Origin of the sequence: Fictibacillus sp. UD, assembly GCF_043558025.1 — a bacterium.
GTDB lineage: Bacteria > Bacillota > Bacilli > Bacillales > Fictibacillaceae > Fictibacillus.
In genome coordinates, this window is sequence record NZ_JARUHH010000017.1 from 61,063 (window position 1) to 73,957 (window position 12,895).

At 39.0% G+C, this 12,895-nt stretch carries 11 protein-coding genes; 8 read left to right on the forward strand and 3 right to left on the reverse strand.

Annotated features, from left to right (window positions below; genetic code table 11):
* Positions 1 to 178 precede the first annotated feature (178 nt).
* The 3 genes from rlmN (at position 179) to P8610_RS17960 (ending at position 4,422) form a co-directional block, all read left to right on the forward strand.
* Complete coding sequence (gene rlmN, locus P8610_RS17950; protein WP_394605676.1) at positions 179 to 1,258, forward strand: 23S rRNA (adenine(2503)-C(2))-methyltransferase RlmN; 1,080 nt, start codon at positions 179 to 181, stop codon at positions 1,256 to 1,258.
* Positions 1,259 to 1,916: 658 nt separating this feature from the next.
* Complete coding sequence (locus tag P8610_RS17955) at positions 1,917 to 3,869, forward strand: endonuclease MutS2 (protein WP_394605677.1); 1,953 nt, start codon at positions 1,917 to 1,919, stop codon at positions 3,867 to 3,869.
* A gap of 13 nt (positions 3,870 to 3,882) precedes the next feature.
* On the forward strand, positions 3,883 to 4,422 hold the full coding sequence (locus P8610_RS17960; protein WP_394605678.1) for a GNAT family N-acetyltransferase: 540 nt from the start codon (positions 3,883 to 3,885) through the stop codon (positions 4,420 to 4,422).
* 20 nt (positions 4,423 to 4,442) lie between these two features.
* On the opposite strand, the gene P8610_RS17965 is transcribed toward P8610_RS17960, so the two are convergent.
* Entirely contained in the window at positions 4,443 to 6,014 is a 1,572-nt protein-coding gene (locus P8610_RS17965) for a glycosyl hydrolase family 28-related protein (protein ID WP_394605679.1), read from the reverse strand.
* 391 nt (positions 6,015 to 6,405) lie between these two features.
* On the opposite strand from P8610_RS17965, the gene P8610_RS17970 reads away from it, so the two are divergent.
* The 5 genes from P8610_RS17970 to P8610_RS17990 all read left to right on the forward strand — a co-directional run bounded on the left by P8610_RS17970 (position 6,406) and on the right by P8610_RS17990 (position 11,695).
* Entirely contained in the window at positions 6,406 to 7,593 is a 1,188-nt protein-coding gene (locus P8610_RS17970) for a ParM/StbA family protein (protein ID WP_289493895.1), read from the forward strand.
* A 19-nt stretch (positions 7,594 to 7,612) separates the two neighbouring features.
* On the forward strand, positions 7,613 to 8,203 hold the full coding sequence (locus tag P8610_RS17975) for a hypothetical protein (protein ID WP_394605680.1): 591 nt from the start codon (positions 7,613 to 7,615) through the stop codon (positions 8,201 to 8,203).
* Positions 8,204 to 8,658: 455 nt separating this feature from the next.
* Positions 8,659 to 10,701, forward strand: coding sequence for a catalase (locus P8610_RS17980; RefSeq protein ID WP_394605681.1), 2,043 nt, complete (start codon positions 8,659 to 8,661; stop codon positions 10,699 to 10,701).
* Positions 10,702 to 10,815: 114 nt separating this feature from the next.
* Complete coding sequence (locus P8610_RS17985; RefSeq protein WP_394605682.1) at positions 10,816 to 10,992, forward strand: hypothetical protein; 177 nt, start codon at positions 10,816 to 10,818, stop codon at positions 10,990 to 10,992.
* Between the two features lie 43 nt (positions 10,993 to 11,035).
* A complete protein-coding gene (locus tag P8610_RS17990) occupies positions 11,036 to 11,695 on the forward strand; it encodes a glycosyltransferase (RefSeq protein ID WP_394605683.1) in 660 nt (219 codons plus the stop codon).
* A gap of 41 nt (positions 11,696 to 11,736) precedes the next feature.
* On the opposite strand, the gene P8610_RS17995 is transcribed toward P8610_RS17990, so the two are convergent.
* Positions 11,737 to 11,907: a DUF4025 domain-containing protein gene (locus tag P8610_RS17995; protein WP_289493899.1), complete on the reverse strand. Its 171-nt coding sequence runs from the start codon at positions 11,905 to 11,907 to the stop codon at positions 11,737 to 11,739.
* Positions 11,908 to 12,047: 140 nt separating this feature from the next.
* Positions 12,048 to 12,895, reverse strand: an 848-nt coding sequence (locus tag P8610_RS18000) for a GNAT family N-acetyltransferase (RefSeq protein ID WP_394605684.1), incomplete at its 5' end; no start/stop codon positions are given.

Here is a 12,895-nt window from a genome sequence, read left to right on the forward strand (position 1 = left end):
CTATGCAAAATGTAGCATAAAACATGTATAAATAAAGTAAAAAAAAATTCTAAAGTAGTATGCTCAAAAATCAAAAATATTTGTAAGGTGTTGGGAAAATACTTATAACATTGTGATACGAGTAAGATTTCAGTAGTATAGAAGAATAAGTTTAAGGTTTGAAAAGAGGTTTTTATCAATGAACAAAAATTCCATTTATGGATTAACAATTGAACAGCTTACAGCATGGCTAGGCCAGCACGGATATAAACCCTATCGCGCTTCACAAGTTTGGAACTATCTATATAGAGAGCGGGTAACTACTTTTTCGGAAATGATCGATATCAAAGACGATTGTATCGAATTATTAACCCAAAACTTCACCATTCAAACGCTTCGTGAGCACGTTAAGCAAGAAGCATCAGATGGAACAGTAAAATTTTTATTTAAGTTAAATGACGGCAACTTGATCGAAACCGTACTGATGAGACATAAATACGGTTTATCTGTATGTGTAACGACCCAAGTAGGGTGCAATATCGGGTGCAGTTTCTGTGCGAGTGGTTTGTTAACGAAAACACGGGATTTATCCAGTGGGGAAATTGTAGAGCAGATCATGAATGTTCAGCATCATTTAGACGCAGTGGGTGAGGGAGAAAAAGTAAGTCATATCGTAGTAATGGGAATCGGCGAACCCTTTGATAACTTTGAGAACATGGTGGACTTCTTAAAAATCATGATTGATCAAAAGGGTCTCGCGATCGGATCAAGGCATATTACGGTCTCTACTAGTGGAATCGTTAATAAGATGTACGAGTTTGCAGATGTGAACATTCCTGTAAATCTCGCTTTATCTCTTCACGCACCGAACAATGAACTGCGTACACGAATTATGAAGATCAACAGGGCTTTTCCGGTTGAAAAGCTAATGGATGCAATCAACTATTATATTGAGAAAACAAACCGCAGAATTACAATTGAATATATTCTATTAAAAGATGTAAATGATCATGTAGAAGAAGCGGTCGAACTTGCAGCTCTTTTCCAAGACAAAAAGAAGAAAACGTATATTAACTTAATTCCATATAACCCAGTGGATGAGCATAGTCAGTATCAGCGAAGTGACCAAGAATCTGTTCTAGCTTTTTATGATACGCTCAAGAAAAACGGTATCAACTGTAAAATTCGTCAAGAACACGGTACAGACATTGATGCTGCGTGTGGCCAGTTAAGAAGTAAGCAGATTAAAAAGGATAAAGATCAATCGATTAAATCTTAATGGAAGGCTGTTTACTCCTAAAAGTGAACAGTATTTTCTAAAAAGTCGATAGTAAGCACTGTTTGCGCGCTACCCACATGCCTGTCGTCACATCAAAACTGCTCCTATGTAGAGGTAGTTTTGTTGAAGGTGACGGTAATCTGTTTGATTCAAAGATTAATCTGTCCGATTGGCCACATAATCTGTCCAATTATATACTTTCGAAAGCAACCTAATGGAAAGAGACCGGTTTTTCAACTGGTCTCTTTTTATTAGGTTGACAACTGTAAAAGAATTACATATGATGATGGTAATTCAGTGGAAAGGTTGGTGTGTTTGTGAGCGTTGTCGTTCTTAACTAAAACAATTTGGATACAGGTATGCAAAAGAAAAAATGAAACGGGTTGTCCGGTTTATTTGTCGTGCTCTTTTGTTGCCGCCAATAGTTAAGAACAGCGGTCAGATACAAGCCATCATACTCATTCCTTTGATGCTGCGGACTCTTCTTATGAGCCGATTTTTTTATGCAGTTTTTAGGGTGAAGTCTATCTATGAGGCAGAAATGACAATGTTCATTTCTGTCTTTTTTTATTGGCACGTTCCTGGCCTCTGTTACGAGGAGGGGATAAAAGAAATTTTGATTGAAAGTCGCTATAAAAAATTTTGGAGGTAGATCCACTTGAATAGACAAACCATTACTATGCTTGAATTTAATAAAATCAAAGAAAATCTAAGTTCATTTGCAATGAATGTAGCAACGAAAGAAATGTTTGAAAGACTTGAACCTTCTTCAGATGTATCAATAATCAAATCGTGGATGCTAGATACGACTGAAGCTAAACTAATTCTGGAGAAAAGTGCTAGCGTTCCAATCGCTAATTTAAACGGGTTAGAACAGGTGCTTGAAATACCGAAAAAAGGATTAAACCTTTCACCAGAGCAGCTCACTCTGATCTACGGCTTGCTCGAAAATGTCACGAGAATGCAGCGTTTTATGAAAGATAAGAATTTCTTAGCACCTGCAGTATCCAGCTATGCCTATTCCATGTTTGATTTAAGCGATTTAAAAGATGAAATCTATCGATGTATTCGAAACGGCAGAGTTGATGATCATGCCAGTAAAGCTTTGTTAAAAGTAAGGAAAAAAATAGCAGTGGTAGAAGAAAGAATTAAATCGAAGTTAGACAATATGATGAAGTCAGCGGCTTATCGCGATATGCTGCAAGACCCAATTGTTTCAATGAGAGATGGACGTTATGTGATTCCAGTAAAAAGTAAATTTAAACGAAATATCGATGGTCAGATTCTCGACCGTTCTTCTAGCGGAGCAACCGTATATATGGAACCAACCGATATACGTAAACTGCAAACAGAAATAAGTATGTTACGAGCAGAAGAAGAGATTGAGATTTCAATGATCCTAGGTGTACTGACAGGAATGGTAGCGGGATTTGAGAGAGAGCTGCACATCACAATTGAAGCGATGGTACACTATGATTTTATTTTTGCTAAAGCAAAATATAGCAGATCAATAGATGCGATAGATGTGGAAATCAACCAAGATAACGTTATTAAAATCCAAAACGGCAAGCATCCGCTTCTTGGTGAGAAATGCGTTCCGTTAAATTTTAAGTTGGGTGAAGATTATCAATCCCTGGTTATTACAGGCCCGAACACAGGAGGAAAAACGGTTGCGATCAAAACCGTCGGGTTGTTGACGTTAATGGTTCAGTCAGGTCTTCATGTACCTGTGGGAGAAGGCAGCTGTTTTGCAGTATTTAGAGAACTTTTTGTTGATATCGGAGACGGACAGAGCATCGAGCAGTCCTTAAGTACATTTTCTTCGCATATGACAAATATTATTTCGATTTTAAAAAATGCAGGACCTCAAGATCTCGTTATTTTAGATGAACTAGGAGCAGGAACGGACCCTTCTGAAGGTATGGGTCTTGCGGTTGCTATCCTTGAAAAATTGTACAGCAAAGGAAGTATGATTCTAGCGACCACGCATTATAGTGAGATAAAAGAATTTGCTGCTGTCACACCAGGTTTTGAAAATGGATCAATGGAATTTAATTTAGAGACACTTCAGCCTATGTACTCATTAGTTATCGGTAAAGCGGGAAAAAGCCAGGCATTCGCGATCGCTATCAAACTCGGGATGGACGAAGAGGTTATCCACCGTGCACAACGTGTAACTCAAAAAGAAAGTTATCCACATGTGGACAAAGAGAATTCAGGAATGTTTTCCACAGAAGAATTTGAAAAGATAGCTCATTTAAGGGATAAAGCGCATTCGAAAGTGAAAACACAGTTTAAAAAACAACAGAAAGCCGATGATCTCCAAGGTGAAGCCTTCCAAATCGGTGACCGCGTTTTTGTTTCAAGTTTAAAGACAGCAGGGATTGTATTTGAATTAGAGAATAGCCAAGGAGAGTTTGGTGTAATGGTGGAAAACAAAAAACATTACATCCATAAGAAACGGCTGAAGCTCCATATTGAAGGTAAGATGCTTTATCCTGAAGACTATGATATGGATATCGTTTTTGAGTCTAAAGAAAATCGAAAAAAAGATAAACTCTTAAAAAAGCGGCACATTGAGGGACTTTTGATTGAAAGAGAAGAAATTTGAGCGGGGGAGAGGTATGGAAAGTAAGATTGTCTATAAAATTTTAGAACTCACTGATTTAGGGGATAACCTTTTAGACAGCTTTAAAAGGTATCAGGAAACAAAAAATGTATGGTATTTAGAAGAAGATGAATTAAAAACGAAGGATGACTACTTTATTGATGACTGGGCAGCTGACAAGAAAAAGTTAGTAATTGAGGAGCTAAGGTTATGCGTTACAAACAATGGCATTGTAGCAGGTGCATATGACGGGAAGAAGCTAGTTGGCTTTGCAAGTGTAGAGAGCGAGCGTTTTGGCTCAAAAAATCAATACGTTGAGCTTCCGTACATTCATGTTTCAAGTGAAGCAAGAGGATTAGGAATCGGCAAAAAGCTTTTTGAGATATGCTGTAAAGAATCAAGGGAGTTAGGGGCAGAGAAACTATACATCGCTGCACATCCGTCTATTGAATCACAGGCCTTTTATGATGCAGTAGGATGTAAACGAGCTGCAGAAATTAACGATGATGTGTTTAAAAAAGAGCCTTTAGACATTCAGTTAGAGAAAATTTTATAAAAAAGGAAGAGACATCTCACTCACGTGGTAGATGTCTCTTTTTGTGCCGGCAGGATAACAACACGGTCGATTATAGAATTTTCAATATCGCGTCCTACATCAACTGCCTTTGAAACAGTAGAATCACATGTAATGTCAGTAAGTGTGATATCTTCAGCCCGATTCGGTCCACCGTACACTTTTACAGCTGGCCCAGCAGATGAAAAATTCTTAATGAAAATCTGATTGAGAATGACATTACGCGCTCTGTATTGGATGGCGATTACCGGGTTTTGTTTATAGTCGTAGGAGGGGTCGCCGATAAATGTTAAACCATTAATGACAACATGATTATATCCTGATACGACTAGACCTCGTGGTGTTGAATCTTTGTATAGATCGGTATATATAGGTGCGATGCTAAAGATATTTGTAGCGGAAATATGGTGTGCCGTTTTTGATGGGGGATCCATGTCCTTATGATGGCCAATATGACGAAAATTGTAGGATCGGTTGTCATTAACTGAAATATGTCCATAAATATGCACATTGGTTGCTGCAGAAGCATTATGATGAGCTTTTACTTCTACGCCGCCAAAACAGCGAGTGGTGGAGTTGTTTAAAAGCCATATGTTATGTGATCCATCGTCTACTTCAATCCCATTAGAATTAGAGAACCCCTTTTTATGAGACCTACCACTAGGATCGCACATATGAGAATTGGAAATAAAGATATATTCACTGTGGTGAGTTGTAATCCCATCATCTCCGAATCCAGTTCCGTTAAGATTATCTAACCAAATGTACTTGCTGCCTCCTCTTGAGCGCGTCCCATCGCCTAGATAGGTATAAACAGAAGAGGAGACATCAAAGCAATGCAGCCCTGGGTTAAAGGCCTCAAGGTCCATCAGCCAGCCATACGTAACATTAGCAAAAGTAACACAGCTAGATCGATTGTTACCTGCACTTGTTTTTTCTTCATCCCCTAATCTTTCAATGTTCCAGTCCAAACTCATTCCTTTTACAGCAATATTTCGATTCCCTTTAAGGTGATTCTTGTTTGTGACGAGCCACTCTGCTTTTGGGGACTGATCATGCAGTTTTAACGTTGCTTTGCCCTTTCCTTCCCCTAAAAGAATCGTCCATGAAGGCAATTTGATCCCTTTTGTAACGTATATTCCCTCTGGAATGCGCACGATTACTCTGCCTTTTCCTATCGCTTTACGAAATGCTTCTGTATTATCTGTTAGACCGTCACCAACCGCGCCATAATCTATGACGTTTACTTCCTCTTTTATCTGACCATATAGCACTTCGTATTGCTGATCTAACGTATTTATCCATCTGGGAAAGGCATTTCCTTTTTCATCAAGTTCCCAATCTGTTGTTTGTATATCGTTATAAGGCACTCTTTTAATCAAAAAACTTTTCGTTAAGCATTTTAACCATTCAAAAGTAAAACCCTTTTGTTGTGACCACTTTTTACTCGAATTCTTGAATAGGTTTTCCGATGTGAGTAATTCAACTGGTTGTGATATGGAATGTTCATTCTGTAATTTTTCAAGAAGTTCTTTATTTTTCATTGGACTATGTTTTTTATCTAAATGCAGCAAAGCAATAATCACCTCTTTTAAATAGATTAACTATAATTAATGGTTTCCCTATCTCAAATTATGTAATCAATAGAATGAATAACGAGAAGGGGAGGGGATTCCGAAAAGGTAGAATGCCGATGTAAACAAAAATGTTTACATGTTTACAAAGATGTTTGCGATTGTTTGCTTAATTGTTTGCAAGTTTACAAACTCGTTTACACGTTGCTGTGTAAGGGATTCTGAGTATTTTTGTTCGATGTTTACAACAATGTTTGCAAGTTTACAGAAAATGTTTGCGTGTTTACAAATTTGTTAAAAGAAAAAATAGGCATTGTTTAATTTTAGATAACCCTCTAATCTATTAATATAGCAACAAAATAAAGATGGAAAATAGAAAGGATGTACGCACATGAGTAATTCTAGAATTGCTGCTGTTGATGTAGGTAACGATTCATTAAAAGGAATTTTTGGTACATTAGATCATGAATTAAACATCCCTAACGTAATTGCGAGAGATATTGAAGATCGTCCTGTTATTGGGATTGAGGAGTTAGACAGCAAAGACCCGTTAGAAGGCATACATATTAGAGTACACTCCCCTGCCCTAAAAGAAAATAATGTAATTTATCGCGTTGGACAGCTTGCTGCTAAAAGCGACAACTCAACTGAATTAGATCCAGGAAGCAGCAAATCCGAAGAAGATCAAACATTGATCATGCTTTTTGCTGCTCTAGCATTAGACGCAGTAAATGAAGATAACGCAAAGACGTTTACTAAAAACAATAATGTTATCGACACGAGCTACATCTTAGGCACTGGTTTACCTCTTCGTGAAGTAAAAGAAGGCAAAGACGCTGGATACCGTTCAAAATTATTAGGATCTGTTCACCAAGTAGAATTCCTTGTAACACCTAAGTATCAAGGAATTAAAGTAAACTTGAAATTTGAAGAAGTAAAGGTGTATCCAGAAGGATTTGCAGCGTTCATTAATCTTGTAATGGATAATGATTTAAACATCACTAATAAAGATCTAATCGACAAGCCGATCCTTATTCAAGACATTGGCGGACTTTCTACTGATATCGCAGTAATTAAGAACAGAAATGTTGATGATGATAAAGCTCAAGGATTTAACTTAGGTGTTTCTGAAGCGCTAGAGCAAATTAGAGAAGAGATCCGCTCAAAGCACGGTGTTGAACTCGACAGCCGTCGTGATGTTGTTGATATCATTACGAAAAAGACGAACCGCAACCACATCATGGTGCGCGGCAGCCGTACGAGCGTACATGATATTACAGACCGTATTTTAGTAGATTTGGCGAAAAAGCAATACCGCTTGCTTCGTAATGTTTGGCAGAAGAATTCTCAAACAGAAATCTGCTATTTTGTTGGCGGAGGTTCTGCTGTACTAAAAGATTACATTAAAACGTTAAATAACAATCTAGATGGCTATAACATCGACTTCTTTGAAGACGAAAAAGAAAGCATTTGGATGATGGCAAATGCTTATTACAAGCTAATTTCTGATCACCTTAGAAGAACAGCTCCAAAAGAGAAAAAGAGCGAGGATAAAGACAAAAAAGCCGTTAAAGCTTAAGTATAAGTAGGGTGATGAAATGGACAAAAAAGCATCCAATGAAATAACAAGAGGGAAAACGATCGCATTTCGCATTCCCTCTGACACCCCGGATCACGTCTTAAAACAGCTGCAAAAGCTAAAAGAGACAGAGAGACGCAATTTTTCGAGCAGAATATCTGAGTTTGTCCTCCAAGGTGTTGGCCAAAGCATTCAAAAGGACAGAGAAACGATTACGATTCCGCTTCCGAAAAATCTTAGTAAGATGCAGCGGGATTGGCTGAAGCATGAACATTCTGAGGCTTTGTTAGGCAACATTATGTATCAGCTCATATCCAATCCAGTACGAACGGCATCATTACTGGCGGCTTTAAACAGCAATTCTACAGATATTGATCAAGCTCTTTATCTGCAGGAGGAACAAGCAAATGATGAGTCTTCTTTAGACCGCTATCAGGACATTCCTGCCGAGCCTGCAAGCTCAACAGATGATTTTGACGATGATGATCTTAGTCAGTTTGATTGGGACACTGCTAAGCGGGATGCAGATGAAGAAAAAGAAGAACCTCAAAGCCCAGAGCAGGAAATGGAAGATCTGCTAGGTGATTTCCTTGCACATATGAATAAATAACATGAGGCGCAGCTGTTAATCAGCTGCGTTTTTTTGTGTGAAACGCTTATGTGCTTCACTCATGTGGCAAGTACGCGCCTTTCAATACATCAACACACCAAATGGAGGCAAAGTTTCTATAATATTTAAAATAGCAACAACTTTTTAGAAAGGTTCTTCTCTAAACGGTTGTTGTTTTAAGCATTTGATTCTATTTTCGTCTTTGATAGTTGGGTGGAGCGCAAGATGCGAGACTCCTGCGGGACAAGCGGTTAGGTGAGACACTTAAAGGCGCAAAGCGGCAAGGGGCTCACCGACTGCCCCGCGGAAAGCGAGCATCTGGAGTGGAAACCAACCACTTTCAAGAGCAACAAAGATTATGATAATAACTTTTCATTAGAAATCAGTTTGCTTCCATCCACTCTAGGGAAGGGTCTCTATATGATGTTTAAATACATATAGAGAGGAACAATCGAATGAGCGATCAAAATAAAGTGAATGGCAACAGTAAGGATGAGCAGCTAGAACAATTTCGTACGGACGACAAAGGCAAGAAGCTAACAACAAACCAAGGGGTAAAAGTAGCGGAAGATGAATTCTCGTTAAAAGCGGGAGAGCGTGGTCCAACACTCATGGAGGATTTTCATTTTCGTGAAAAGATGACACACTTTGACCATGAACGAATTCCAGAGCGTATTGTGCATGCTCGTGGATTTGCAGCTCATGGCGAGTTTGAATTGTATGAATCGTTAAGTGACTATACGAAAGCTGATTTCCTAGGGAATACTTCTAAAAAAACACCCGTTTTTGTACGCTTTTCAACGGTAGCTGGTTCACGCGGGTCGGCTGAAACTGTGCGTGACGCGCGGGGTTTTGCAACGAAATTTTACACTGAAGAAGGAAATTACGATCTCGTAGGCAACAACATTCCGGTCTTTTTTATTCAAGACGCCATTAAGTTCCCTGATCTTGTACATGCGTTGAAACCAGAACCTCACAACGAGATGCCTCAAGCAGCAAGTGCTCACGATACGTTTTGGGACTTTGTTGCAAATAACCAAGAATCCGCTCATATGGTCATGTGGGCGATGTCTGACCGTGCCATACCACGCAGTTTCCGTATGATGGAAGGGTTTGGCGTTCATACATTCAGACTTGTGAATGACGAGGGGAAAGCTCATTTCGTGAAGTTCCACTGGAAACCTGTACTCGGAACTCATTCTCTTGTTTGGGATGAAGCACAAAAGATTTCTGGTAAGGATCCAGATTTTCATCGCAGAGATTTATGGGAGTCGATTGAAAATGGAGACTACCCGGAATACGAATTAGGGTTGCAAATCATCGCTGAAGAAGATGAATTTAACTTTGATTTTGACATATTAGATCCGACTAAACTGTGGCCAGAAGAGGATGTACCTGTGAAAATTGTCGGCAAGATGACGCTGAACAGAAACGTGGACAACGTGTTTGCTGAGACGGAGCAAGTTGCTTTTCACCCAGGACATGTTGTACCGGGAATTGATTTTTCAAATGATCCATTGCTGCAAGGACGATTATTTTCTTATACAGATACACAATTATCACGTCTTGGTGGCCCGAACTTTCACGAACTGCCGATCAACCGTCCTGTCTGCCCGTTCCACAACAATCAGCGAGATGGAATTTCAAGGCATACAATTAATAGAGGGCAAGTGAGTTATCACAAGAACTCTCTTGCAGCGAATACGCCGTCACCTACTCCTGAAGCAGAAGGCGGTTATGTACATTATCAGGAAAAAGTGGAAGGCAGAAAAATTCAAAGCAGAAGTGAGAGTTTTAAAGATCATTTCTCTCAAGCGACGCTGTTTTGGAACAGCATGAGTGATCCGGAAAAACAGCACCTAAAAAATGCTTTTAGTTTTGAACTCGGTAAAGTAAAAAGCAAATCGGTACAGCAGCAAGTGGTTGATATGTTCGCTAACGTGAGTCTGGAGCTTGCCACAGCGTTTGCTGAAGCGATTGATGCAGTACCGCCTGAAGGGGAAGGTTCTGCTGTGACAAAAAAATCTCCTGCGCTCAGCCAGCTTAATACGAAACAAAGCCCGAAAACGAGAAAGGTTGGCGTGATTGTCGGTTCAACTGTCAGTGGTGAGGTTGCAGAAATACTCCAGTCTTTAAGCAGCAACGGCATTCAAGCAGAGTGTATCAGTGACAAGTTAGGAAAAAGAACAGCAGATAATGGATCAGAATTGGAGATTATGCATACATTCTTAACCGCTTCGTCTGTATTATTTGATGCGATCTATGTTGTAGGTGGGAGCAGTGATAACGCGATGTTTAAGAAGGAAGCTTTACATTTCGCAAACGAAGCGTTTTCACATTACAAACCTATTGGGGGAACTCATGACGGACTGCAGTGGTTAAAAGAAGCTGAACTGGCAGGAAACCCTGGTGTGGTAACGGGTGAAGGGAAAGAAGATTTCGTACCAAGTTTTACTGAAGCCATTTCCGTTCATCGTCATTGGGATCGTCAATTATAAAATTTTTTTAGAACAGTGGATGTAATGTTCACTGTTCTTTTTTTGCTATTTTCTATTGGATTTTTGCTTTTGAACCTTTTTCTCTCTTCTTCTGCAAGTTGATTGAAGTGGAAGGTGCGAAACTCCTGCGGGACAAGCGGTCAGGTGAGACCCTTAAAGACGCAAAGCGGCAAGGGGCTCACCGAGTGCCCCGCGGAAAGCGAGCAACCTGAAACGGAAATCAACTACTTTCAAGAGCTGCAAAGTATAAAAACAGCCTTTTTTTATGGTCAAAGAATGAAATACCAATAAAGATACAAACTACATATGAATTCAACATAAAAGGAGACATCATATGTACAGAAAGTTAATGAGTTTAATCATGGCATTCGCTATAGCAATCCCGGTTTTTTCAGCGCCGTTATCAGCTGAAGCTAAAACAAAACCAAGAGTTTCAGGTCCATGCTATAACCAAAATGCGATTAATTTGTATTCAGAACAGAGAAGATTGTGGAAAGATCATGTGTATTGGACAAGAAGCTATATTGTTAGTGCTCTTTCAGGATCACAAGATCAGGACGCGGTTTTGAAACGATTGCTGCAAAACCAGACTGACATCGGGAATTCTATCAAACCGTATTACGGTGATGCTGCAGGTAATGAGCTAAGTAAGCTATTGACAGAACATATTGTAATCGCAGGACAATTAATAGAGGCCATCAAAAAAGGTGATGGGGTAAATGCAGGAAAATTGAATAGGGAATGGTATCGTAACGCGGATGATATCGCCAAATTTATGAGTAAAGCAAATCCGAACTGGTCTGAGAAAGAAGTAAGAGATATGCTTTATGTTCATTTGAAGTTCGTATCTGATGAAGTTGCAGCAAGACTTAAGAAAGACTATGCGGGTGAGATTGTGATCTTTGATAAGAACAAGAATCACATGATGATGTTTGCAGACGAAATTACAAACGGAATTATGAAGCAATTTCCAGACTCTTTCAGAATTTCATAAGAAGAAAAGCCTCCCAGATTGAGATTGGGAGGCTTTTGCTATTAATCCTTCTTACTTTTGTTTTTCTGCTTTTCTTTTTCATCAACTGTTCCTTGAGTGAGCGTATCGTTGACCTGCTCGTGAACCTTTTCTAAATCTTTATCATTATTTTTCTTATTCGGATCGTAATTCTTTTCTGCCACTTTTTCGGATTGCTTCTGTTTATCGCTCATGAATTGAATACCTCCTATATAACGATTAAAGTAAAGCACCAGTTATAATAAACTGATACCTTACTTTTCCCTATCATATTTCCCTAAAACATGACGAAATAAAATAAAGCCTCATCCATTTTAGGATAAGGCTTAGTCATTTAAAAGAAATCAAGGAAGGCTGCGGGCTTTTCTGTAATCATTTTCTCAAATTGTAGGATGTTATCTTGACCACCTGTCATTTTTCCAACTTGTTTTAAAAACGTGGGCTTATGTGAGCCTAGTAGTGCAGCGGTCAGGGTTTGAATATCCATAGAAAGCATTGCTTCATTGTTTGAGTCAGTTCTTGAAATACCATTTGCACCTATTGAAAAAGTACCGTTGTTCCATTCAGCTTTGTCATCCGTAATGGATATTGTTATAGGTTGGTCAGCCTGTTTAAAAGGATATTGTTTTAAGAATTCTTCCACATCCACAATACGTGCCATGAAGTATGGATAATGCTCTTGATGAATTCGTGGATTGTTGATCAGAAAAGGAAGTTGATCATTAGATGGTGCAATGATCTTCACTTTATCTACCATAGAATCATGCTGGCAGATAAAATTCCATAATGCACGGCGAGCACCTTCTGTTACATATACAAATTCCTGTACATCCAATAACTTATCCGCTGCTTTAAAGCACAAATAGCCTTTTGGAATTCCATCTTCATCTCGATAGATAATTCGGTTGTAACCTTCAGTGAATACATGGTTGTTCCACCAGTAATCCGAGCGAACCAGCAGATGATTGTATGTTTGAAACCATTCTTCATAAACAGCGTTTAATAAGCTGTTTCCATCTTCTTTTGACAGTCTAGACACTGTACCAGGAACTTCTTCATAACGGATAAGGTCACTTTTTTCCAGTGTATACTTGTTAACCGAGGCCGTTAATTCCCAGCCGAATCGGCGATAAAATTGAATGTTAAACGGATGCAGCAAGCTGATCGTCTGTCCCTTTTTTT

What these genes read in the sequence shown, in the direction of transcription:
- rlmN (WP_394605676.1), top strand. Translation starts at nt 179, where the DNA reads ATGAACAAAAATTCCATTTATGGATTAACAATTGAACAGCTTACAGCA.
- P8610_RS17960 (WP_394605678.1), top strand. Translation starts at nt 3,883, where the DNA reads ATGGAAAGTAAGATTGTCTATAAAATTTTAGAACTCACTGATTTAGGG.
- P8610_RS17970 (WP_289493895.1), top strand. Translation starts at nt 6,406, where the DNA reads ATGAGTAATTCTAGAATTGCTGCTGTTGATGTAGGTAACGATTCATTA.
- P8610_RS17975 (WP_394605680.1), top strand. Translation starts at nt 7,613, where the DNA reads ATGGACAAAAAAGCATCCAATGAAATAACAAGAGGGAAAACGATCGCA.
- P8610_RS17980 (WP_394605681.1), top strand. Translation starts at nt 8,659, where the DNA reads ATGAGCGATCAAAATAAAGTGAATGGCAACAGTAAGGATGAGCAGCTA.
- P8610_RS17990 (WP_394605683.1), top strand. Translation starts at nt 11,036, where the DNA reads ATGTACAGAAAGTTAATGAGTTTAATCATGGCATTCGCTATAGCAATC.
- P8610_RS17995 (WP_289493899.1), bottom strand. Translation starts at nt 11,907, where the DNA reads ATGAGCGATAAACAGAAGCAATCCGAAAAAGTGGCAGAAAAGAATTAC.